General features: G+C 68.4%; 28 protein-coding genes. 10 read left to right on the top strand and 18 right to left on the bottom strand.

Annotation, left to right across the window (positions count from 1 at the left end; translation table 11 throughout):
• From ACWIGI_RS24790 to kstD, 5 genes are all read right to left on the bottom strand, one after another.
• Positions 1 to 940, bottom strand: a 940-nt coding sequence (locus tag ACWIGI_RS24790) for an AraC family transcriptional regulator (RefSeq protein ID WP_454204816.1), incomplete at its 3' end; no start/stop codon positions are given.
• A gap of 47 nt (positions 941 to 987) precedes the next feature.
• Positions 988 to 1,920, bottom strand: a complete 933-nt coding sequence (locus ACWIGI_RS24785; RefSeq protein WP_454204815.1) for an NADP-dependent oxidoreductase — start codon at positions 1,918 to 1,920, stop codon at positions 988 to 990.
• Positions 1,921 to 2,058: 138 nt separating this feature from the next.
• Complete coding sequence (locus ACWIGI_RS24780) at positions 2,059 to 2,400, bottom strand: DUF5713 family protein (RefSeq protein WP_454204814.1); 342 nt, start codon at positions 2,398 to 2,400, stop codon at positions 2,059 to 2,061.
• A gap of 133 nt (positions 2,401 to 2,533) precedes the next feature.
• Positions 2,534 to 3,394: a MaoC/PaaZ C-terminal domain-containing protein gene (locus ACWIGI_RS24775; protein WP_454204813.1), complete on the bottom strand. Its 861-nt coding sequence runs from the start codon at positions 3,392 to 3,394 to the stop codon at positions 2,534 to 2,536.
• 216 nt (positions 3,395 to 3,610) lie between these two features.
• A complete protein-coding gene (gene kstD / locus ACWIGI_RS24770; protein ID WP_454204812.1) occupies positions 3,611 to 5,317 on the bottom strand; it encodes a 3-oxosteroid 1-dehydrogenase in 1,707 nt (568 codons plus the stop codon).
• A 152-nt stretch (positions 5,318 to 5,469) separates the two neighbouring features.
• Between kstD and ACWIGI_RS24765 the strand changes: the two genes are divergently transcribed.
• The 4 genes from ACWIGI_RS24765 to ACWIGI_RS24750 all read left to right on the top strand — a co-directional run bounded on the left by ACWIGI_RS24765 (position 5,470) and on the right by ACWIGI_RS24750 (position 8,953).
• Entirely contained in the window at positions 5,470 to 6,255 is a 786-nt protein-coding gene (locus ACWIGI_RS24765) for a 2-keto-4-pentenoate hydratase (RefSeq protein WP_454204811.1), read from the top strand.
• Between the two features lie 23 nt (positions 6,256 to 6,278).
• A complete protein-coding gene (locus tag ACWIGI_RS24760) occupies positions 6,279 to 7,187 on the top strand; it encodes an acetaldehyde dehydrogenase (acetylating) (protein ID WP_454204810.1) in 909 nt (302 codons plus the stop codon).
• A 15-nt stretch (positions 7,188 to 7,202) separates the two neighbouring features.
• A complete protein-coding gene (gene dmpG, locus ACWIGI_RS24755; protein WP_454204809.1) occupies positions 7,203 to 8,255 on the top strand; it encodes a 4-hydroxy-2-oxovalerate aldolase in 1,053 nt (350 codons plus the stop codon).
• 350 nt (positions 8,256 to 8,605) lie between these two features.
• Positions 8,606 to 8,953, top strand: a complete 348-nt coding sequence (locus ACWIGI_RS24750; RefSeq protein ID WP_454204808.1) for a hypothetical protein — start codon at positions 8,606 to 8,608, stop codon at positions 8,951 to 8,953.
• 12 nt (positions 8,954 to 8,965) lie between these two features.
• Here the strand turns inward: ACWIGI_RS24750 and ACWIGI_RS24745 are convergent, their stop codons facing one another.
• From ACWIGI_RS24745 to zapE, 8 genes are all read right to left on the bottom strand, one after another.
• Positions 8,966 to 9,415, bottom strand: a complete 450-nt coding sequence (locus ACWIGI_RS24745) for a hypothetical protein (RefSeq protein WP_454204807.1) — start codon at positions 9,413 to 9,415, stop codon at positions 8,966 to 8,968.
• Positions 9,412 to 10,686, bottom strand: a complete 1,275-nt coding sequence (locus ACWIGI_RS24740; RefSeq protein WP_454204806.1) for a DUF58 domain-containing protein — start codon at positions 10,684 to 10,686, stop codon at positions 9,412 to 9,414. Before ACWIGI_RS24740 ends, ACWIGI_RS24745 begins: the two co-directional genes overlap by 4 nt.
• Positions 10,687 to 10,699: 13 nt before the next feature.
• Positions 10,700 to 11,665: an AAA family ATPase gene (locus ACWIGI_RS24735; RefSeq protein WP_454204805.1), complete on the bottom strand. Its 966-nt coding sequence runs from the start codon at positions 11,663 to 11,665 to the stop codon at positions 10,700 to 10,702.
• A gap of 27 nt (positions 11,666 to 11,692) precedes the next feature.
• Positions 11,693 to 12,196 carry a hypothetical protein gene (locus ACWIGI_RS24730; RefSeq protein ID WP_454204804.1) on the bottom strand — a complete coding sequence of 168 codons (504 nt, stop codon included), beginning with the start codon at positions 12,194 to 12,196 and terminating at the stop codon, positions 11,693 to 11,695.
• A 46-nt stretch (positions 12,197 to 12,242) separates the two neighbouring features.
• Positions 12,243 to 13,178, bottom strand: coding sequence for a DUF4129 domain-containing protein (locus ACWIGI_RS24725; protein ID WP_454204803.1), 936 nt, complete (start codon positions 13,176 to 13,178; stop codon positions 12,243 to 12,245).
• A gap of 219 nt (positions 13,179 to 13,397) precedes the next feature.
• Complete coding sequence (locus tag ACWIGI_RS24720; RefSeq protein WP_454204839.1) at positions 13,398 to 14,867, bottom strand: UDP-glucose dehydrogenase family protein; 1,470 nt, start codon at positions 14,865 to 14,867, stop codon at positions 13,398 to 13,400.
• Positions 14,868 to 14,869: 2 nt separating this feature from the next.
• On the bottom strand, positions 14,870 to 16,021 hold the full coding sequence (locus tag ACWIGI_RS24715; protein WP_454204838.1) for a glycosyltransferase family 4 protein: 1,152 nt from the start codon (positions 16,019 to 16,021) through the stop codon (positions 14,870 to 14,872).
• 326 nt (positions 16,022 to 16,347) lie between these two features.
• Positions 16,348 to 17,490: a cell division protein ZapE gene (gene zapE, locus ACWIGI_RS24710; RefSeq protein WP_454204802.1), complete on the bottom strand. Its 1,143-nt coding sequence runs from the start codon at positions 17,488 to 17,490 to the stop codon at positions 16,348 to 16,350.
• A 78-nt stretch (positions 17,491 to 17,568) separates the two neighbouring features.
• On the opposite strand from zapE, the gene ACWIGI_RS24705 reads away from it, so the two are divergent.
• Together ACWIGI_RS24705 and ACWIGI_RS24700 are read left to right on the top strand one after the other, a co-directional pair.
• Complete coding sequence (locus tag ACWIGI_RS24705; RefSeq protein ID WP_454204801.1) at positions 17,569 to 17,970, top strand: TetR/AcrR family transcriptional regulator; 402 nt, start codon at positions 17,569 to 17,571, stop codon at positions 17,968 to 17,970.
• Between the two features lie 109 nt (positions 17,971 to 18,079).
• The gene (locus tag ACWIGI_RS24700) at positions 18,080 to 18,304 is read left to right on the top strand and encodes a hypothetical protein (protein WP_454204800.1); all 225 of its coding nucleotides are present in this window, start codon (positions 18,080 to 18,082) and stop codon (positions 18,302 to 18,304) included.
• Positions 18,305 to 18,319: 15 nt separating this feature from the next.
• Here the strand turns inward: ACWIGI_RS24700 and ACWIGI_RS24695 are convergent, their stop codons facing one another.
• Both ACWIGI_RS24695 and ACWIGI_RS24690 read right to left on the bottom strand, forming a co-directional pair.
• On the bottom strand, positions 18,320 to 18,628 hold the full coding sequence (locus ACWIGI_RS24695) for a hypothetical protein (RefSeq protein WP_454204799.1): 309 nt from the start codon (positions 18,626 to 18,628) through the stop codon (positions 18,320 to 18,322).
• An 84-nt stretch (positions 18,629 to 18,712) separates the two neighbouring features.
• The gene (locus ACWIGI_RS24690) at positions 18,713 to 19,060 is read right to left on the bottom strand and encodes a DoxX family protein (RefSeq protein ID WP_454204798.1); all 348 of its coding nucleotides are present in this window, start codon (positions 19,058 to 19,060) and stop codon (positions 18,713 to 18,715) included.
• Positions 19,061 to 19,181: 121 nt separating this feature from the next.
• Between ACWIGI_RS24690 and ACWIGI_RS24685 the strand changes: the two genes are divergently transcribed.
• The 3 genes from ACWIGI_RS24685 to ACWIGI_RS24675 all read left to right on the top strand — a co-directional run bounded on the left by ACWIGI_RS24685 (position 19,182) and on the right by ACWIGI_RS24675 (position 19,984).
• Complete coding sequence (locus ACWIGI_RS24685; RefSeq protein WP_454204797.1) at positions 19,182 to 19,376, top strand: DUF5808 domain-containing protein; 195 nt, start codon at positions 19,182 to 19,184, stop codon at positions 19,374 to 19,376.
• Positions 19,377 to 19,436: 60 nt separating this feature from the next.
• Positions 19,437 to 19,709: a ribbon-helix-helix domain-containing protein gene (locus tag ACWIGI_RS24680; protein WP_454204796.1), complete on the top strand. Its 273-nt coding sequence runs from the start codon at positions 19,437 to 19,439 to the stop codon at positions 19,707 to 19,709.
• 65 nt (positions 19,710 to 19,774) lie between these two features.
• Positions 19,775 to 19,984, top strand: a complete 210-nt coding sequence (locus ACWIGI_RS24675; RefSeq protein WP_454204795.1) for a type II toxin-antitoxin system VapB family antitoxin — start codon at positions 19,775 to 19,777, stop codon at positions 19,982 to 19,984.
• A 145-nt stretch (positions 19,985 to 20,129) separates the two neighbouring features.
• Here ACWIGI_RS24675 and ACWIGI_RS24670 read toward each other — a convergent pair whose 3' ends face one another.
• The 3 genes from ACWIGI_RS24670 to ACWIGI_RS24660 are packed head-to-tail and all read right to left on the bottom strand — an operon-like array spanning position 20,130 to position 21,445.
• Positions 20,130 to 20,327 (bottom strand): DUF397 domain-containing protein, encoded by a 198-nt coding sequence (locus ACWIGI_RS24670; RefSeq protein ID WP_454204794.1) that lies wholly within the window; start codon positions 20,325 to 20,327, stop codon positions 20,130 to 20,132.
• A gap of 13 nt (positions 20,328 to 20,340) precedes the next feature.
• On the bottom strand, positions 20,341 to 20,529 hold the full coding sequence (locus tag ACWIGI_RS24665; protein ID WP_454204837.1) for a DUF397 domain-containing protein: 189 nt from the start codon (positions 20,527 to 20,529) through the stop codon (positions 20,341 to 20,343).
• A gap of 1 nt (position 20,530) precedes the next feature.
• Positions 20,531 to 21,445, bottom strand: coding sequence for a helix-turn-helix domain-containing protein (locus ACWIGI_RS24660; protein WP_454204793.1), 915 nt, complete (start codon positions 21,443 to 21,445; stop codon positions 20,531 to 20,533).
• Between the two features lie 192 nt (positions 21,446 to 21,637).
• Between ACWIGI_RS24660 and ACWIGI_RS24655 the strand changes: the two genes are divergently transcribed.
• Positions 21,638 to 21,838 carry a hypothetical protein gene (locus tag ACWIGI_RS24655; RefSeq protein WP_454204792.1) on the top strand — a complete coding sequence of 67 codons (201 nt, stop codon included), beginning with the start codon at positions 21,638 to 21,640 and terminating at the stop codon, positions 21,836 to 21,838.
• The last annotated feature ends 1 nt before the right edge of the window (position 21,839 follow it).

Below are 21,839 nucleotides of genomic sequence, written 5' to 3'. Positions count from 1 at the left end.
GCCGCGCCGCCGCCCCGCGGCCCCCGCGCGCCGGCCCCCCCCCCCCCCCCACCCCGTACTCGCGTTTGAAGGCCTTGGCGAAGGCGAACTCGGAGGTGTAGCCGGTTCGGGTTGCCACGGTTGATACGGGGGTGTCTTGTTCGCGGAGGAGTCTCGCGGCGGTCGTCAGGCGCCAGCGGGTCAGGTACGACAGGGGTGGCTCGCCGACCATCGTCGTGAAGCGTTTGGCGAAGGCGGCGCGGGACAGGCCGGCGTGGTCGGCGAGGGACTGGACCGTCCAGGGGGTCGCGGGGTGCTCGTGCATCGCGGCGAGGGCGGGGGCTATCGCCGGATCGCGCAGGGCCGCAGCCCATCCCACCGCCTCGGAGGCGGGCTGGTCCTCGATCCAGGCGCGCAGGATGTAGAGCAGGAGGGAGTCGATCAGGGCGGGGACTATGCCGTGGCTGCCGATCCGGGGGTTGTCGAGCTCGGCGCCCAGGAGCTGAACCGCGGCGGTCAGGCCGGGGTGGTGGCCGTGGCGGGCGGGGAGATGGATGAACTCGGGGAGCTGGCGCAGCAGGGGATGACGGCGGCCGCCGTCCAGGTGATAGTTGCCGCACAGCAGGCTCGTCAGGGGGCCGTCGCCACCGAGCGATATGGCGCCGATCGGCGGGGCGTGGGTGTACCGATCGGGACCCGGCACCGACGCGGGGGTGCTCGGGTGATCGGCCAGGATGTGGCCGGCGCCGTCGCGCAGGAAGATCACGTCGCCGGGGCCGAGCGCTATCGCCTCGTCGGTCTCGGCATTGGGGATGATCCAGCACGTGCCCTGCAGCACGACGTGGAAACCCGCGCCGAGCACCGGCGGCAACAGCATGCCCCACGGTGCGCGGCCCTGCGTGCGCACCGAGGACGGCGCACCCGTTCGCATCGAGGCCAGCGCCTCGGTGAGGACGTCCATCGTCCCGTTCTCCTCGTGTCGATCCGGCCCCGGCGCCGACCCGCGACTCAGTCGCGATCGAGCGTGAGCACCACTTTGCCCACAGTCTGCCCCGACCCCACCGCGTCGTGCGCCCGCGCCACCTCCGCGAGCGGCACCACCAGCGAGACGTGCGGCCGCACCGCACCCGCGTCGATCAGCTCAGCGATGGCCTCCAGCGCGGCGTAGTCCGGCTCCACCGACACCCCCGCGAACCGGCGCCCGGCGGCCTCCACCTGCGCGGCCCGCTCCGGATTCACGTGCTCCATGATGCTCACCAGGATCCCGCCCGGCTTCAGCACCCGCAGCGCCCGCTCCCCTTCGGCGTTGGAATCGAACACCACGTCGAGATCACCGAGCACCTCGGCGTAATCGGTTGTGCGGTAATCGATCACCTCGTCCGCGCCGAGCGAGCGCACGAAATCGTGCTTGGCCGCGCTCGCCAGCGCGATCACGTACGCACCGCGCGCCTTGGCGATCTGCACCGCGAAGTGCCCGACCCCGCCCGCGGCCCGGTGGATCAGCACCCGGTCCCCCGGACCGACGCCGGCGTGATCCACCAGCCCCTGCCACGCGGTCAGCGCCGCCAGCGGCACCGCCGCCGCCTCCACGTGACTCACCGACTTCGGCTTGCGTGCCAGCTGCCGGGACGGCGCGGCGACGTACTCGGCGTACCCCGTGGCCGCCCGCGGGAAGAACGGCATCCCGAACACCTCGTCCCCCACCCGGTATCGAGCCCCCGGCCCGGCCTGCTCGACCACCCCCGAGTAGTCCCATCCCACCCCGAACGGCGGCTGCCCGAGCAGCGGGAAGTACCCCGCCCGCACCGCCACGTCCACCGGATTCACCGAGCTGGCGTGCACCCGCACCAGCACCTCACCCGAGAGCAGGCCGGGCTTGTCGACCTCGACCACCTCGAGCACCTCGGACCCGCCGAACGCCTTCTGAACCACCGCACGCATGAGCTTCCTCCTTGAACCGGTCGAACCAACACGGTCAACACTAGGAAGCGGTGGAAAGACTTTGAATGCCTTCGAGTCTGCGCTTTTTGTCCCTACGTCCACGCAGAGCGATCCGATCGAGACGTGAGACGCCCGCCGTCACCACTCGCGGGGCGCGATCAGCTCCTCGACGTCCGCATCGTGAAAACCGTAGGCGGCCGCAACGATTCCGAAATCCTCGCCGATCTCCTCCCGCGCGACGGTATCGAATTCACTTCCCGCCGAACCGAATTCACCTTCCAACTCATTGAATTCCGCGGTCGCCGCGTGCGTGAGCGAATACAGCGCGGCCAGATCACCGGGACGCTCGGCCTCGATTCGCTCGCACAGGCGCACCAGAATCGCCTTCCCCAGATCGACCAGATGCCGCGGGTAGTAGTCGTCCGCGTACATGAGCCCCAGGAATTCGTGAGCGCTCAACTGCTGATTGGTGATCGGCATACCCGTTCCCTTCCAGATCCCCCCACCGTGGTCGACCGGGAGTATTCCAGGGACGGCCGACACCCCGGAGGCACCGAAAACGAATGGGCCGCGACCGTATACGGTCGCGGCCCACCCGGGGTACGAGGAAGGATCAGGCGTAGGTGAGCACCACGTCGGCCAGCACGGGCGCGTCCTCGCGCTCCACCACCGTGGCGGTGATGAGAAGTTCGTTGCCCTGCTGCCAGATCCGGGTGCGCAGGGTCTCGCCCGGGTACAGCACGCCCGCGAAGCGTGTGCGGAAGCCGCGGACGCGGGTGGCGTCCGAGCCCAGGACCGCGTCGGTGGCGGCCTTGCAGACGATGCCGTAGGTGCCGAGGCCGTGCATGATCGGATTCGGGAACCCGGCGTTGCGGGCGAACTCCGGATCCGAGTGCAGCGGGTTGCGGTCACCGCACATGCGGTAGAGCAGCGCCTGCTGCGGCAGGGTCGGGGTCAGCACCTCGAAATCCGGTGCGCGGTCGGGCAGTTCGGTCTTGGCGCTGGGCCCGCGATCGCCGCCGAAGCCGCCCTCGCCCTTGGCGAAGATGGACGAGCGCGCGGTCCACAGCAGTTCACCATCCGAGCTGGTGGCGGTGTGCTCCTGCCAGATCACCGCGGCCGAGCCCTTGTCGTAGATCTCGCTGATGCGACGCTCGAACACGGCCTTGCCGGACGCCGGAATCGGCTTGTGCACCACGATCTCCTGGCTGCCGTGCACGACCTTGGCCAGATCGATGTCGATGCCGGGGAACTGCACCTTGGGCGGCTCGGTCTCGTGGAAGAACGGCGCGACGGTCGCGAAGGTCGGCAGCACCTGCGGGGCCCGATCGTCCAGGTAGCGCAGTTCGGCGGGATCGGTCCAGCGCGCACCGGCGCCCAGCGCCAGGTGATAGATCTGGACGTCGTTGGGCGTCCAGCTGAAGTCGACGGACGGAAGCACCGCGCCGAGAGCGATATTCGGATCGATGGGCATGACGTTCTCCTCGTGAGTTCGGGTCCGATCCTGCGGCGCGGGGCTCCGGCCCGCAAGCGGCGCGCCCGCTCGGCGGGATACCGGGCGCGGTGACATTCGATTGGTCCCGCCCGCGGCGCCGGAGAGCAACCGGCGCCGGTGGGCGGGTGGGTTGGACGCGGATTCGACGTGACCCGGAAGCGCGCCCAACCCGATCCTGAACCGGGTTGGGACGGTTCAGGAGGCTTGCTCGGCGACCGGCGCGGCGCCGTTCTTCGCCTTGGCGGCGATGTCGAGCGCCGCCAAGTACCCGAAGGTGATCGCGGGGCCGATGGTCGCGCCGGGACCGGCGTAGGTGTGGCCCATGACCGGCGAGGAGTTGTTGCCCGCCGCGTACAGCCCGTCGATGACGGTGCCGTCCTCGCGCAGCACGCGCGCGTCGTTGTCGGTGACCAGGCCGCCCTTGGTGCCGAGGTCGCCGGGCACCATCTTGACCGCGTAGAACGGCCCGACCTCGAGCTTGTTCAGGCACGGGTTCGGCTTGATGGTCGGATCGCCGTAGTACCGGTCGTAGGCGCTGTCGCCGCGCTGGTAGTCCAGGTCCTTGCCGGTCTCGGCGAACCCGTTGAAGCGTTCGATGGTGGCGGCCAGGCTATCGGCCGGCACACCGATCTTCTCGGCCAGCTCCGCCACCGTCGGGGCCACCACGATCAGGTCGTTTTCCATCCAGCGGGACGGAATCCGCTGGCCAGGCTGCAAACCGGCGAAGATGTAGCGACTCCGGTAGCGATTATCGAAAACCAGCCAGCACGGCACGTTCTCGCCCGGACCTTCACCCTGCCCGTATTCGCCGCCGTACATGGTGTGCACGGCCTCGACGTAAGGAGCGGACTCATTACCGAAGCGCGCGCCCTCGTCGTTGACCATGATGCTGCCCGGCAGATTGCGCTCGGCCAGTGCGAACCACGGCTTGCCCTGACCCTTGAACGTGGTCGGACCCCACCAGGCGTCCTCCATGAAATCGGTGTCGGCCCCGACCGCGATGCCGGCCTGGATGCCGTCGCCCTCGTTGGCCTTGGCTCCGGTGGTCCACTCGGTGGTGATGGGCTCACGCTGGTACTTGTGCCGCATGTCCGCGTTGTGCTCGAACCCGCCGGCGGCCAGCACCACGCCGTACTTGGCGGTGAAGCGCACGGGCTCGCCGTTCGAGGTGGCCTCGACGCCGGTGACCACGCCGTTCTCGACGATCAGTCCGGTGAGCGGGGTGTCCAGCAGGACCGGCACGTTGGCGTCCATGAGGCCCTTGCGCATGCCGGAGATGATCGCCTGGCCCATGCCGACCAGCGCCTTGCCGGTGACCTTGCCCCACGCCCAGCGCGTGCCGACGCGCAGCACCCGGGCGATGCCGACGGGATGGCGGCGAATCAGGTTGAGCTTCTTGAAGTCCGCCTGCATGACGACCACGTTCAGCGGCGCCTTGCTGTAGGGGGGCTCGAGCTTGAAGCGCTCGTCGCCGAGGATCTTGGTGTTGAAGGGCTTGGGTTCGCACGAACGGCCGTCCGCCTTACCGCCCGGTGCCTCCGGGTAGTAGTCGGAGTAGCCCGGCACCCAGGTCATCTTCAGCGGCGAGTGGTCCAGCACGAAGTCGAACGCCTCGGCGCCGCGATCGAGGTAGGTATCGATCTTCTCCTTGGGCACCACGTCGCCGATGATGCTGTAGAGGTAGGTGCGCGCCTCGTCGAGGTCGTCACCCTTGCCCGCGGCCTTGAGCACCTTGTTGCCGGGAATCCAGACGCCACCGCCCGAACGCGCCGTAGAACCGCCGTAGTGAGCGGCCTTTTCGATGAGCACCACGCGCAGACCGCGGTGTGCGGCGGTGAGGGCGGCGGTCATACCGGCGGCACCGCTGCCGACCACCACCACGTCGTAATCCCGATCAGTCATGTAGAACACGTTATAGAATCAATCCTGGTTTGGTCTATGTTGGTCTGGCAGATGGGACTGAATAGGCGATGTTGTTCACAAAAACTCGTTTCAGTTTCTAGGCTCTCGACTGCATGGCCCGCAGCTTGGCCACCTGATGGAAGGAACACAGCGTGCTGACCGACGCGCTTCGGATTCAACTGGCGGACGAACTCGCCGTCGCGGAACGGGATCGCATCGCGCTCGACCCCCTGGTCGCGCGGCATCCCGAGATCGACGTCGTCGACGCCTACGAGATCCAGCTGATCAACATGCGCCGCCGGTTCGCGGGCGGCGCCAAGGTCGTGGGCCACAAGGTGGGCCTGTCCTCCAAGGCCATGCAGCAGATGATGGGCGTCGACGAGCCGGACTACGGACATCTCCTCGAGGAGATGGAGGTCTTCGAAGACGTCCCGGTCGACACGTCCAAGTTCCTGTACCCCCGCGTGGAGGTCGAGGTCGGTTTCATCCTGGGCGCGGACCTGCCCGGCGAGGAGTGCACCGAAGAGGACGTGCTGAAGGCGACCGTCGCGTACGCGCCGTCCATCGAGCTGATCGACACCCGCATCAAGGACTGGAAGATCGGCCTGTGCGACACCATCGCCGATAACGCCTCCTCCGCCGGATTCGTCCTGGGCAAGCAGCGCGTGGCCCCGGATCAGCTGGACATCAAGGCGATCGACGCCGTGCTGACCCGCAACGGCGAGGTCATCGCCGAGGGCCGCTCGGACGCCGTGCTGGGTGATCCCACCATCGCCGTGGCCTGGCTGGCCCGCAAGGTCGCCTCGTTCGGCGTGCGGCTCAAGGCCGGCGACATCATCCTGCCCGGGTCCTGCACCCGCGCCATCGACGCCCGCCCGGGTGACGAGTTCATCGCCGAGTTCACCGGGCTCGGCTCCGTCCACCTGTCCTTCAGCTGAGCTCACCGAAGTAGGAGAAAGCCGTGACCGCAAGCAAAGTCACCGCCGCGATCGTCGGGTCCGGCAATATCAGTACCGATCTGCTCTACAAGCTGCTGCGCTCGGACAAGATCGAGCCGCGCTGGATGGTCGGCATCGATCCCGAGTCCGAGGGCCTCAAGCGCGCTCGCGGCCTGGGCCTGGAGACCTCGCCCGAGGGCGCGGACTGGCTGCTGGCCCTGGACGAGAAGCCGGATCTGCTGTTCGAGGCCACCTCGGCCTACGTGCACCGCGCGTACGCGCCGAAGTACGAGGCCGCGGGCATCCGCGCCGTCGACCTCACCCCCGCCGCGGTCGGCCCCGCCGTCATCCCGCCGGTGAACCTGGACACGCTCCGGGATGCCATGAACGTCAACATGATCACCTGCGGTGGCCAGGCGACCATCCCCATGGTCGCGGCCGTCTCGCGCGTGGTCCCGGTCTCGTACGCCGAGATCGTGGCGTCGGTGGCCTCGGTCTCGGCCGGCCCCGGCACCCGCGCGAACATCGACGAGTTCACCAAGACCACCTCCGCGGGCGTGGAGACCATCGGCGGCGCCCAGCGCGGCAAGGCCATCATCATCCTGAATCCGGCCGAGCCGCCGATGATCATGCGCGACACCATCTTCTGCGCCATTCCCGAGGACGCCGACCGCGACGCGATCTCCGAGTCGATCTTCCGCATGGAGAAGTCCATCCAGGAGTACGTGCCCGGCTACCGTCTGCTGAACGATCCGCAGTTCGACGAGCCGTCGCTGGTTTCCGGTGGCCTGGCGAAGGTTTCGATCTTCGTCGAGGTCGAGGGCGCGGGCGACTTCCTGCCGCCGTACGCGGGCAACCTCGACATCATGACGGCCGCGGCCACCAAGGTCGGCGACGTGCTGGCCGATCAGATCCTCTCGGCTCGGGTGTAAGGGAGAAAAGCGACCATGAGCAATGTGCTGAAGCCCTACTCGGGCGAAATCGACGTTCGCGTCACCGACACCTCGCTGCGTGACGGCTCGCATCACAAGCGTCACCAGTTCACCGTGACCGAGGTCCGCGACATCGTGGGCGCGCTCGACGCGTCCGGCGTGCCGGTCATCGAGGTCACCCACGGCGACGGCCTGGCCGGATCCTCGTTCAACTACGGGTTCTCCAAGACCCCGGAGCAGGAACTGATCAAGGCCGCCGCCGAGACCGCCAAGCAGGCCAAGATCGCCTTCCTGATGCTGCCCGGCGTGGGCATCAAGGAGGACATCAAGATCTCGCAGGACAACGGCGCGTCCATCTGCCGCATCGCCACCCACTGCACCGAAGCCGATGTGTCCATTCAGCACTTCGGCTACGCGCGGGATCTGGGCCTCGAGACCGTGGGCTTCCTGATGATGGCGCACAGCACCACCCCGGAGCTGCTGGCCAAGCAGGCGCGCATCATGGCCGACGCGGGCTGCCAGTGCGTGTACGTCGTCGACTCGGCGGGCGCCCTTGTGCTGGAACAGGTTTCGGACCGCGTCTCGGCGCTGGTCGCCGAGCTCGGCGATGACGCGCAGGTCGGCTTCCACGGCCACGAGAACCTCGGCCTGGCCGTGGCGAACTCGGTGTACGCGGTGCGCGCCGGCGCGACCCAGATCGACGGCTCCGCACGGCGTTTCGGCGCCGGCGCGGGCAACCTGCCGGTCGAGGCGTTCATCGGCGTGTGCGACAAGCTCGGCGTCAAGACCGGCGTGGACTTCTTCGCCGTCACCGATGCCGCCGAGGACGTCGTCCGCCCGGCCATGCCGTCCGAGTGCCTGCTGGACCGTCAGGCCCTGATGATGGGCTACGCGGGCGTGTACTCGTCCTTCCTGCGACACGCCGAGCGCCAGGCCGAACGCTACGGCGTCTCCGCCGCGGAGATGCTGGTGCGCGCGGGCAAGCGCAAGCTGGTCGGCGGCCAGGAGGATCAGCTCATCGACATCGCCCTGGAACTCCAGCGTGAGCGGGCGGCGGTCACCGCCTGATCCGCTGGTGTAAAGCACTGGGCCGCAACCGATTACGGTTGCGGCCCAGTGCGTTGTCCGGGCCCGGATGGGCACGGCCGGGCGGGCCGTCGACACCGGGATCGGCCATCCGGAAAATCTTCGCAAACTCTCGGCGTACTTCGCTGTGGAACCTGCCGGTAATTTGCTGTTATAGGCCGAAATTCGGCTATTTCTGACCGATTGGGTACTGGCACAACGCACCCCCTCGGTCGTATGGTGAATATCTAGCGAACTACTCGGTAGACCGCTGTACCGGGTGGGACGCCTTTTCCGATAGGCCCGAAGAACCGCTTACCCGAGCTACAGCCGATAGACGAGAAGGTGAACCAATGGCCGGCTGGCAGGTGTTCACAGCCACCCTGGCAATGCTCACGATCATGGCCGTCACGTACGTGAGCCTGCATCATCCACATCGCGACCCCGACAGACTCTCGGTGGAACGGATTCGTCAGCGAATCAGCAACGAGGACACCGCATCCACCGATCTGCTCCTGAGACGCTCCGACTGGTCCCACGGCGCCCCCGACAATCCGCTCGGGCTGTACGAGGCGCACCGGACCATGCAGCAGCACCGCCGCTGCACCGTCGCGGAGTGCCCGCGCAAGGCAGCCGCCTTCCGCATCCTGATCGACGCGGGCCGGATCAAGCCGACCCGCATGCCCCCGGCGCTGCAGTAGCACCGGGTCCGGCTACCGCGTACCCACCGCGTCGACCGGCCGCCGATCCTGGGCCAGGCCGCGAACGATCAAGGCGTACAGCAGAATCACCGCGACCGGCGCGGCGATCGGAATCCACGCCAGCCCGGTGGGCAGCAACGTCGCGGCACCCGCCGCCACGGTGAACACGAGTGCTCCGGCCACCGAGGGAATGGTGGTCGGAACCACTCCCACCGGAGCGGAGACCGTCGCGGTGTTCAGCAGATACGTGGTGGCCACCAAACCGATAGCGCCCGCGATCAGGGCGCCGGTATCGGTGAGGGTGAGCACGGCCAGCGCGACCAGGACCGCACCGACGGCGCTCACCCGCCACCGCCAGCCGGCCACGACCAGAACCAGGGCGGGCACCACCGCCCACGGTTCGACCAGGGCCACGGCCAGGGTCAGCAGCAGCCCCGAGAGCACGGCGAGGAATCTGGTCATCGGCGCACCCGCACGGTGCGACGGTGTTCGGGAATCAGGCGCATGACCTGATCGAGCCGCGTATCACCGGGCCAGGGCACGATATCCACGCCCACGGTCCCCATATCGCGGTACATGGAGGTGCGTTCGAGCTGCCACATGCGCGCGAGCGTGGAGTCCGCGTCGGCGTGGAACGGCGGGCCGCGCAGCACGTCCGCCACCACCACGACGTGCCCGCGCTTGCGCAGATCGATGAGCGACAGGGCGAATTGGGTGTCCAGCAGCGTCGAGAACGCCACCACCACCGCGCCGATGGGCACCGCTCCGTGCGGCGCCAGCGTGCCCGAGGTCGGTATGTGCTCGTCGCCGACGTCCAGCACGGTGTCCACGATGCGATAGAACTGGCGGCGGCCGATGTCGGGGCGCAGCCAGCGCGGCGAACGGCCCAGGCACACCACCGCGGTGCGGTCGCCGGACTGCAGCGCCGACTGCGCGACCTGTGCCGCGCCGCGCACCGACAGCTCCAGCGAATCGGAAGCCGGTCCCGGGGCCTGCATCGAGGTGTCCACCAGCACAACCACATCCGCGGCCCGGTTGGTGAAGCGCTCGGTGACGAAGAGCCTGCCGCGCCGCGCGCTCACCGCCCAGTTGACCGTGCGCATCTGGTCACCGGGCGCGTACACGCGCACGTCGCCGAACTCCACGCCAGGGCCGTGCCGCCGCGTCAGGTGGGTGCCGATCCGCTCGGGAAGTTCGGTGCGCGGCAACCGCATCGGCTGCGGATCGGTGATCGGGTACACGTACACCTCACCGGCGGGCAGGCGCACCGAGGCGACCGCGAGCCCGGCGGGGCTCAGCGCCGTCACCCGCACCGGCACCGGGTAGCGGCCCCACCGCACGGCCGAGAGCGCCAGCCGCAGACCGGCGGGCGCGGCCCCGGAATCGAAGGCCTCCTCCACGCGCATCTCCATGGCGGGCACCGATTCCGAGTGCACGCGCAGCAGCGCGTGCCCGGACTCCACGAAGGCGGACGCGGTCAGCACCACCTCCTCGGTCTCGAAGCAGCGCACCACCCCGCCGCCGTCCACCTGGATCCGGGTGCGGGTCTGCTGCAGCGGCGCGGTGGCCAGCACGCCGAGCATGGGCGCGGCGAACACCACCAGCTGCCACTGGCCGAAGATCACCGCCAGGATCAGCGCGGGCGCCGACACCGCGGCCAGCATGAACACCAATGGCGCGGGCCGCCACTGGAGTTCGGCCTCGATGGCGGTGGACAGATCACGATGTCTCACGGGCGAGCGCGCCTCACGCCGGGGTGCTGGCGCGCGGCACCGGGAGCCGGCGCAGCAGTTCGGCGATCACGTCCTCACCGCGAATGCGGCGCACCCACATCTCCGGGCGCAGCGTGATGCGATGCGCCATGGCCGGAATCGCCAGCGCCTTCACATCTTCGGGCACCACGAAGTCGCGGCCGTTGAGCAGGGCGCGGGCGCGGGCCATCTGCACCAGATCGAGTTCGGCGCGCGGGCTCGCGCCCACCTCCACCTGCGGATGCCCGCGGGTGGCGTGCGCGAGGGCGACCACGTAGCCGACCACGTCCGGGTGCACGGTCACGTACTCCACCGACTGCCGCATCTCCATCAGCCCCTCGGCGTCGACCACCTGGCCGACCTGCCCGGGCTGGGCGCCGCGTTCGAGCCGGCGCCGGATCATCTGCATCTCGTCGTTCTCCGACAGGTAGCCCAGGCGCAGCTGCATGGCGAACCGGTCCAGCTGCGCCTCCGGCAGCGGATAGGTGCCCTCGTACTCGATGGGGTTGTCGGTGGCCATGACCACGAAGGGCTTGGGCAGCTGGAAGGTCTCGCCGTCGATGGAGACCTGCCCCTCCCCCATGGCTTCGAGCAGCGCGGCCTGCGTCTTGGGCGGGGTGCGGTTGATCTCGTCCGCGAGCAGCATGTTGGTGAAGACCGGGCCGCGCCGGAAAGTGAACCGGCCCGAATGCATGTCGTAGATCGTGGAACCGATGAGGTCCGCGGGCAGCAGGTCCGGCGTGAACTGCACGCGGGTGAAGTTCAGCCCGAGAGCCGTGGCGAACGAGCGCGCGATCAGCGTCTTACCCAGGCCGGGCAGATCCTCGATGAGGATATGGCCGCCCGAGAGCACGGCGATCATGATGAGCTGCAGCTCATCCCGTTTGCCGACCACCACCCGGGACATCTCCCGCAGCACGGCGTCGGTGCGCTTGATGGTCACGTCCATCGGTGAACTCATATCAGTACTCGCATCTCAAACCCTGTTTCACATGTTCTGGAGGCGGCGCAGGATCTCGTCCAGCGCCGGTCGGCCCGGCGCGGGGCTGGTCTGGTCGCGCAGCGCCGAATTGGCCGGATCCACCCAGCGCCACAGTTCGGGACCGAACTGCAGCAGTCCGGCGGCCTCGGTGGCGCGCCGGTTCTTCGCCATGCGGTGGCCGCTCGTGAGTTCGAACTCCTTGGCCAGCAGGGGCCGCAGGTGGCGGTCCCAGTCCGCCCGCGTCCCCTCGGAGCGTTCGGCGAGCATGGTGGCGCGCGCTTCCCAGCGCCGCAGCATGTCCGCCGGGCCGTTGTCGATTTCGTTGTCCTCGATGTCGCCGGGGCCCGACCGGCGGGATCGCTCGAACAACGTCCACAGCAGCAGGCCCAGCGCCCCCGCGACCGGTATCCCGGCCAAGGGCAGCAACGTGTCCCGCTCGCCGCTGTACGCCACGAACTCCAGGGCCGCGACCACTATCAGCGCACCGACGACTATGCCGATCCGGTTCATCCCCCACACCCCGATTCCTGCTCGATACACAGTGCGACAACGTTTTTCATGCCGCCTGCCCCTGCAGGTCCGCCAATACGATACGGAGCAATTGCTCGGCCCGCATCCGTTGCCACTCCAGCATGGAGTGCGGGCTGAAGCGGGCCTCCTCGAACAGCGACACCAGCTCGCGCGCCGAGGCGTCGCGCAGGAAGCCGCGATCGAAGGCGCGCGCCAGCACCTCGGACGGGGTGTCCGAGGCCAGCGGCGCGACCTCGCGGGCCTGCGCCAGACCACGTTCCATGGCTACGTAGCAGGCGATGATGGCGGTGCGCGGATCCTGGCCGGGCGCGATCATGGCCGCCAGGCCCATCTCCGCAACCTTGGCCAGCGAGACCGCCTCTTCGGGCGTGGGCGCCTCCGGCACACCGGGTTTCGCGGGCGGGCGGCGGGTGGAACTCACCGCGACCACCACCAGGCCGGTCATGGCGACCAGCACGAGCAGGGCCGCGCCGATGCCGACCAGGACGAGGGCGGTGCCGCTCAGCGGCGGGTTGTCGATCGAATCCGACGGCGGGGGCAGCGGTTCCACCGGCGCGGTGGTCTCGGTGGTCGACGTGCCCGGGGTGTCCGTGGCGGCCTCGCGGCCCGGACCGACCAGGTACACCGACAGCACCGCGGTGCACAGCAGCGCCACCGCGGTCACGCCGATGAGCACCAGGAGCCCGAGCCTGCCCAGTTTGCGGGGGCCGCGCGCCGGGGTGAGGTCCGGCTCCGGCATGGACAGTGGCAGGCGGTGCTGGGAGTTGATGACGCCCGCCGCCAGGATCACGACCGAGACCAGCAGCAGCACCGGCATGAGCGCCACCGCGACGGCCGACGGGGTGTGCGGCGCGGAAGGCCAGCCGGCGCCGGGAATGTGGCCGCGCAGGGCGACCACGGCCAGCACCAGCAGCGCGATCAGCCCGATCGCGCGAGATGCCAGCGTCCCCACCCCAGTCACATCTACCCCTAACCAGAGTCCTGCAAATCAGGCACATAGTTACATGCCGGTAGGTCCGTCAGTGGGGAAATGGGTAACACCGGTTACATATATGGATTACGCATATATCCCGGGGCCGAAGCAGCACTAACTGGCACGGGTTCTCCTGTGAACGCGCACAATTAGCCACGCGCGAAGGGCTTCCGGCGAGCGGGCCGGTGGCCGATTCGCTCGGGTGGTTCAGGCCGTGCGGCGGACGCGGGCGCGGAGGCGGGTCAGGGGGGAATCGGGCGGGGTGGCGGGGGTTTCGGGACGGGCGCGGCGCATGCGGGCGCGGGCGGCGGTGTAGTCCCGGACCGGGATCGAGGCGGGGGTGGTCGCCGACTCGGACTCGACGAGGCGGCCCAGGGCGCGGAAGTCCCAGCCCGCGGCCAGCCAGGGCGCGGGATCCAGGGTGTTGCGGGCGTCGATCAGGACGCCGCCGCGCACCACCGAGCGCAGGAAAACCGGGTCCAGTTCCCGGAACTCGTTCCATTCGGTGAGGTGCAGGACCACGTCGGCCTCGTGCAGGGCGGCGGCCGCGGTCGCGGCGTAGACCAGCTGCGGGGCCACCGCGCGGGCGGGCGCGGTCGCGGCCGGATCGAAGGCCGTCACCTCGATGCCCGCGGCCTGCAGGCGCACCGCCACATCCAGGGCCGGGGAATCGCGGACGTCGTCCGAGAGCGGCTTGAAGGCGATGCCGAGAATGCCCACCCGGCCGCGCGGGCGACGGCCGGTGCCGCGCAACAGATCCAGCGTCATGTCCACCACGCGTTCGCGGCGGCGCACGTTGATGGCGTCGATGTCGCGCAGGAAATCCACCGACTCGCTCGCGCCGAGCTCACCCGCGCGAGCGATGAGCGCGCGCACGTCCTTGGGCAGACAGCCGCCGCCGTAACCCAGTCCGGCGCCGAGGAATTTGCGGCCGATGCGATCGTCGTGCCCGAGCGCGTCGGCCAGCTGGGTCACGTCGGCGCCGGTCAGCTCGCACAGCTCGGCCATGGCGTTGATGAACGAGATCTTCGTCGCCAGAAAGGCATTGGCGGCGACCTTGATCAATTCCGAGGTCGGCAGGTTGGTGATCACGACCGGTGCGCCGTCCGCGATCGGGGTGGCGTACACCTGGCGCAGCGCCCATTCCGCGTCGGGGGTGGTGACCCCGAAGACCAGGCGGTTGGGGTGCAGGGTGTCGAACACCGCGTGCCCCTCGCGCAGGAACTCCGGGTTCCAGGCCAGGTCTACCGAAATGCCCTCCGGTGCCAGGTCCGCGATGCGCGCGGCCAGCGCCTGCGCGGTGCCCACCGGCACCGTGGACTTGCCGACGATCAGGCAGTTGCGGGTCAGGTGCGGGACCAGACCGTCCAGCGCCGAATACAGCTGGGACAGATCGGCGGCGCCGTGCGGGCCGGGCGGGGTTCCCACACAGAGGAAATGGATGTCGGCGAAGCGCGCGGCCTCGGGCAGCGAGGTGCCGAAGCGGAGCTTGCCCGCGGACACGTGGCCGGACAGCAACTCCGGCAGACCCGGCTCGTGGAAGGGCACCAGCCCGGCCGCCAGGGCCGTGGCCTTGGCGGGATTGTTGTCCACGCCGAGCACGTCGAAACCGAGTTCGGCCATGCCGGCGGCATGGGTGGCACCCAGATAGCCGGTGCCGATGACGGATATGCGCAGCATCAGGACGCCTCCTTGGTGAGCGGGGCACGAAGGTCACCGCTACCTGGCAGAGAGTGGCGCTGTCCGATCACCTCGCGGTAGTGCCGGATCAGCAGATCATTGACGGCGGACCAGGATCGGTCGCGCACACTGCGCTGTGCCGCGGCGGCGGTCCGCTCCCGCAGGCGCGGATCGTCCACCAGGCGGCGCACGTGGTCCACCAGGGCCGCCGTGTCACCCGGCGGGTACAGGAATCCGGCCCCGGGATCGACCACGTCGATGGGACCGCCCGAGCGCGGCGCGACCACCGGCACACCCGAGGCCAGCGCCTCCTGGGCTGCCTGGCAATAGGTTTCGTGCCGGCCGGTGTGCACGAAGACGTCGAGCGAGGCGTAGGCCGCGCCCAGCTCGTCCCCGTGCAGCACACCCAGGAAGGCGGCGCCCGGCAGCAGTTTGCGCAGGCGCTTCTCCTCCGGGCCGCCGCCGACCACGACCAGGCGTACGCCGGGCAGCGGGCGCAGATGGGCCAGGAGTTCGAGTTCCTTCTCCGGGGCCAGGCGGCCGACGTAGCCCACGAGAGTTTCGCCGTTGGGCGCGAGGCGTTCTCGCAGTTCCGCCGAGCGGCGGAAGGGTCCGAACTGCTCCAGGTCGACCCCGCGCGGCCAGCGCGCCAGACCCGGGATGCCCATCAGCTCCAGCTGGCGCAGGCTCGCGGTGGACGGGGCCAGGGTGCGATCGACCTGCAGGTGGATGCGCCGGGTGAGCGCGGCCATGGTGCGCACGCCGCCCGGCAGGTCGTAGCGTTCGGCGAAGCCGACCAGATCGGTCTGGTAGATGGCCACGGTGGGGATGCCGAGTTCGCCCGCTACCCGGGCGGCCTGATAGCCGAGGGTGGCCGGGGAGGCGATGTGCACCACGTCGGGCTCGAATTCCCGGATGACGCGGCGCAATCGGCGGCGCGTCTCGAGCCCGATGCGGAAGTCACGGTAGAAGGGAAGTCGCGCCCCCCGCACCACGTGTACCCGGAAGCCCGCGTACCTGGGTGGTCCGGTGGGCGCGACCAGCACCGCCTCGTGGCCCTTGGCTGCCAGGTGGTCGAGGACCCGGCGGACGGAATTGGTGACGCCGTTGACCTGGGGAAGAAAGGACTCGGCGACAACCAGCACCCGCAGCCGGACGCCGGGGATGCTCGGATTCCGGCGGCCGGAACCCCGGGATTGCTGGGCCTTGGCGGCCTGCTCGCGGATTCGCATCGGTCCCCTCCGGTTCGGTGCTGCCTCCTCCAGCACGGTAGAAAGGCGGCCGCAACGCGAGACCCCGTGCGCGTGGCCGGAACATGAATCCCGCGCGTCGATCTGGTCGGCGGGTTCACCCGGGCGTCGCCGGGCGGTTGTTCGCCGGACTCCGGGTGCGGAGGTGGGGGCCGGCGGGCACGCCCGAGCATCAGCCGGGTGCGCGGGCCCGGCCGGGGACGACACCGGTCGCGAGCACCGAGCGGCTAGCGAGTGGCGGGCTGCGGCTCGAGGGTCAGCTCGCCGAGGCGGCTCAGGGTGCGGTAGAGGTCGGGGACGCGGGCGACGTGCGCGCCCAGGGACGCGCGCGGGACGTCGGCGTAGAGGGTCAGGGGGAGGTCGGCGTCGTAGAGGATGTCGACCAGGTTCACGAAGCGCATGACCCAGTCGGCGGGGACGGTGGTGAGGTCGGGGACGGCGCACACCGTCCAGTGGTGGAAGCGCTCGGTCAGGGGCAGGTAATCCGAGGCGGCGACCGGGGTTCCGCACAGGTCGGCGAAATCGACCGTCAGGGCATCGTTGCCGGCGGCGCGGGCCGTCATGCGGCGGTGGGCGATCGGGACCTCGGCGTGGCCCGTCAGCGGGCAGGGGCCGACGATGTACGACCCGGCCGCGAAGCCGGTGTTCCGTTCGCCCAGGGTGCGGTAGTCGACCGGGCCGTTCACCGGGAGCACGTCCAGGTGTTCCAGAATGAGGTCGATCGTCGGCTCGAACATGCTGTGGAACAACGGGTTCGGGAGCAGGTCGCGGGGAGCGTAGTTCGAGGTGAGCACCAGCGTGATCGGGCGGGCGAAGAGCACCTCGAGCAGACGAATGACCAGGCGCGCGTCGCCGCTGTCGTGCACGTGGAATTCGTCGAAGCAGATCAGGTCGGCGTCGCCGAGCAGGGCGAGGGCGGCGGCGTCCACGTCGCCGTAGTCGTGGATGGCGGCGTGCAGCCGGGCGTAGAAGCCGTGGAAGTGGAAGCGGCGGGCGCGTTTCGGGTCGACATCGGCCAGGAAGCGGTCCATGAGCATGGTTTTGCCTCGGCCGGGGCCGCCGTGCAGGTAGAGGCCGCGTGGGGGCGTGGAGGTCCGGTGCGCCTGGGCATGGGATGCGAACAGCCCGGACAGGCGGCGGGCCCACCGTCCCAGCGGGTGGGCCCGCCGCGAACGCGCCGACGGCATGGTCCGGTCACAGGGCTCTGATGCTCCGTCGCCGGCGGACCGGCCATCGAGACCTCGGCCGTTGCCCCGAACGCGGTGGTCGGACGGCTCGCGGCGGCCCCAGCCCGCCGTGCGGGTCAGGGCGGCCAGCCGGTCGGCGGCAATGCGCTGGTCGTGGTCGAGAACCAATCCACAGGTATCCACAGCAACCTCCCAAGCCCTCTACATTCGTAGAGGAACCTCTATAGTTGTAGAGGATTGCCGGGGCGAACAGGAGCGAAGGTGACCATCTCCACAACCGATCGGCGCGTGCTGATCGTGGACAGCGCGATCGATCTCATTGCCGCGCAGGGACTCCGGGCCCTGACTCATCGCGCGCTCGACACCGCTCTGGAGCTGCCAGCGGGGTCGACGTCCTACTATTTCCGCACCAAGCGCGCGTTGATCGAGGCGATCGTCGACCGCATCGCGCTGCGCTCGCGCACAGATTTCGCGGCCGCGGGTGGCATGTTGCCTGCTGCGGGAACTGCAGGGCGGCTGGCCGGCGCGGACCCGGATTCGGCTGCGGGAGAAGAAGGTGAGCCTTTCGGCGCAGACCTGCATCCAGCTGCGGCAAGCGATGCAGGCGTCACGAAGGCCGGACGAGTCTGGCGTGCAGTTCGGCGTCGGGCAGCAGGTCGATGATCAAGGCGTGGCGCACTATCAGGTGGTTACGGCGCTGTGCCAGTAGGCGATCCAGCCACTCGGCGATACCGCGCGCGGGTACGGCCGCCTCGATGCCGGTCCTCGGCGGTTGTTCCACACCGGCTGCCTCTTCTCGCATCGGCACGCCACCGAACTCTGCCGAGCCCTCGGCGCGGAGGCGCCCGCCGACGCGGCGGCCGATCTCATCGCGGTGATCGAGGGCCTGGTCTTCGACAGGTTCGCCGGAGCCCGAACAACTCTCGCCGCGGGGACGCCCGACAGCGTCCGGCAACTCGAACGCGTCCTGACGATCCAACTGAGCGGCTACCGCTAGCGCTCGCCCGATCCCTCAGCTGGTGCTGGTGATCCGGATATCCGGCCACGGCGGGCGACGTAGCATGGCCCCGGTCGCGAAGGCGGCCGCGATCAATCCCGTCAGCACCCCCAGCAGCGCGACCAGTTGCTTGTCGGTCGCCGGCTCCCAGGTGACCTCTCCCCCGTGCACCACGAACACCCCGAGCGGGCGCGGGCGGGGCCGGAAGAACCCACCGGTCCCAGTCACCGTAATGACGGTGGTGCCGTCGGAGGTCTCGTGCGGTGGCCCGTAGATGAGCGAACCGTCCACCGCCGCAATGTCTCTGAATCGATCCTGAATCATCCCCAGCCCCTTCCCGTGCCCGGCCATCTCCCAAACTACGCTCGTCGGCCGGGCACGACATCCCCTGGCGAAACTTCGCACCCCTCACACCGCGAACTGCAGTACCAGCGTCGCGATGGCCGGAATCATGTACAGCAGCGGGAAAGGCAGCGTCTTGTACGACCGCGCCCGCAGGATCGTGATCTCCGCGCCGGCGAAGTACAGGATCAGCCCGATGGCCGCCGCGATCCCCACGACCGGGACGAAGAACCCCACGATCAGCCCCAGCGCGCCGGCCGCCTTGGCCAGCCCCAGCCAGTTCCACCAGCTTCCCGGCACCCCGTACTCGACGAGCGGCTCGGCGACGAACGCCTGCCTGGTGACGATCGAGTACGCCGAAAACCCGATCCAGAGAGCGGCGACAACCCCGACGACGTGGTAAGCGGTGTTCATGATCGTGTCCTTCCAACGGTATGAATCCGTGTTCACGAGAAGGACGAAACGACCCCCCGAGGTGTGACATCCCGGCCGCGCGGTTCCACCCCCGCCCGCCGAAAAGTTGTTAACTGGCCTCATGACCGAATCCGACCGCGTACCTCCCCCCGATCCCCAGGGCCACTTCCTCGGCATGCCCTACGACTGGCGCCGCCCGACCCGAGCCCGAGCGAAGGCCCGCTGGTGGAATCCCGACGACCCCCGCTTCCTGACCCCCAAAACCTTCGGCTGGGGCTACGACTTCAACCTCTACCGCCTCTTCCACCGCCGGTAACCTCGGCGACCGCAGTAAGACCCCTCGCGCCTCTAGACCCACTGCGCTTCAATCGCACACATGCCACCGAAGCGGACGACGGTCTATGCCGATGCCAATGACTTAGCCGTCATCAAGGAGGCCGCCGCTCGCGGCGATGTCAGTGAAGCCGAGATAATCCGCAACGCGATACATCTCGCGGCGATGCGCCTACGTCGCAGGTCCGAGCCGCTACGCCTACGACGGTTCGCCAGTGGCAATCCCACTCTCGCCGCTCGAGTGGACGAGCTGCTCGCAGGCGATTTCGGCGACACACACCGGATCACCTTCGATGCACGGCAACCCAATCCATAGGACACGCCACGCCGAATCCTCCAGCAAGGTTGCCGAATAATTTGTGGAGACACATCGAGAGACGTATGAAGCAAACGATCGACTTGGACGACGAAGCGCTGGCGTTGGCGGCCAAAGAACTCGGGACGACCACGACCCAGGACACGGTTAACGCCGCACTGGAATTCGTGGCCCAGCGCCGACGGCGGATAGAGCAGGTTCGCGATGGTTGCTACGGCTTCGGATGGGGATCGGACATCGGCGATTCCAAAGTCATGCGCATGGCTCGTCGCTGACCTTCATCACACCGTTGCGAGTTCATCTGACAGACACAACCACGGCCGCACAACTGCCGCCGAACTACCGCTGGTGATGTCTGCTCAGGTCGCCACCATCATCGACCTGCTGACAACAGCGTCGCTTGTGGCTCGTGCCAGGCGCTCAAGCCCAGATTCCGCTCAAGAGGAAGCTGTCCCACTCCGCGCCGGAGAAGGCCAGCACGGGCCCCGTCGGATCCTTGGAGTCCCGCACACCGACAGAACCCCCGCCGCCCCCGAGGAAGACGATCTCCACGCACTCCGAGGAATTCGGCGACTTGCTCGACTTGAACCACTGCGCGTCGGATAGATCGAAGGTCACGCCGTGTACTCCTTCACGGTCTGCGACACCAGATACCGCTGGTGAGGAAGCTGTCCCACTCGGTGCCAGAAAAGGACAAGATGGGGCCCGTCTTGTCCTTGGAGTCTCGCAGCACGACGCGCCCACCGCCGAGATGAGCCATCTCGACACAGTCCGAGTTCGGCAGGCTGTGGGTGCTCTTGAACCAGCGTAGTTCTGACATATCAACGGCCACTTGCATACTCCCGCTCCAGGCGTCGAACCAGCTCCATGGATTCGTCTTCGGCCAACGCTACTCGCCGCATGTCGTCGATCGCCATCCGATGACGGTCGATCGCGTCCTGCTGTTCCAGGTACAGATCGCCTTCATATCCCTCGACGTACACCACGGGTGGCTCGATCAATTTGCTTGCCAGATGCGGGAATTCGAGCAGGGTGAACGATCCGGTCGCGAGTCCGAGGTGCCCTCCGACACGAAAGGGAACGATTCGAACCACAACGTTGGACCGAGTGTCGGCCAGGTCCGCGAGGTAGCGCAGCTGACGCGCCATGACATCGCACCCTCCGGGCGTATGCCTCAGAACCGCCTCGGACAGCAACGCTTCGACATGAAACCCCGGATCGTAGAGACGCGCCTGCCGACGAGCGGCCAACTCCAGTCGGCGATCGTCTTCCTTTGCAGGCAAGCATGATTCGACGATCTCGATCATCGAGCGCCGATACTCCGGGATCTGCAGGAGACCAGGCAGCCGCGTGACCTGATGGGTCGTCAACCGAGCCGCCGAAGCCTCGAGGCCGAGGTAGTGATCGAAGTGCGGCGCATACTGACCGGCGAATGCACGCCACCACCCTTTGGTCGTGCCCGCCATTTTCGCGGCTTGGCGTTGATCCTTCATCTCCTGCCACAGCCCGAGGACTTCGCTCCTCTCGGCGCTCGGATTGCCGACCTGATAGAAGTCGAGCAACTCCCGTATCTGCGCCGTTGAGATCTTGATGCGCCGGCCGTCCTCCATCCTCCCGACACTCTGCGGCGACATCTCGATATGCAGCCCGGCAGCTAGTTGACTCTTTCCGGCCCGCATACGGAGGGAACGCAGCTCTCGACCGAAAGCTCTACCGGGAACGGATGATCCAACCATTTGTTCGCCTCACTATTCGGGTATCTCCGGATAGGAATGCATCTGAGTGGACATCCATCGTAGTAGTGCATTGTGCAGATTGAACAGTCCCATCTGCACGAAACTGGATGAGCGCCCCGAGGAATACGGACCGGAGCGGCATCGAAATTCCCATTCCGAGGGCGATTGAATCCGTCGAGCCAAGGAGTCGTCATGCATTGGGACACATGGCTTTTACTCGCAATAACCATGCTCTGCGCGCTAGTCATCGCCTGGTCCTGGCTGGGCTTCCATCGCGAGCGTCTCGCCACCCGAACCCCCACCCTCCGCCTGTCCCTGAACGGCGGCGGCCACCTCGACCTCCCCGCGACCACCCACCGCCACCGCCCGCACCAGCCACGCCACCGCGCATGAC

This window comes from Nocardia sp. NPDC055321 (assembly GCF_053645575.1).
The sequence above is the reverse complement of the archived record's forward strand: the minus strand, read 5'-3'. Positions and strand labels throughout refer to the sequence as shown.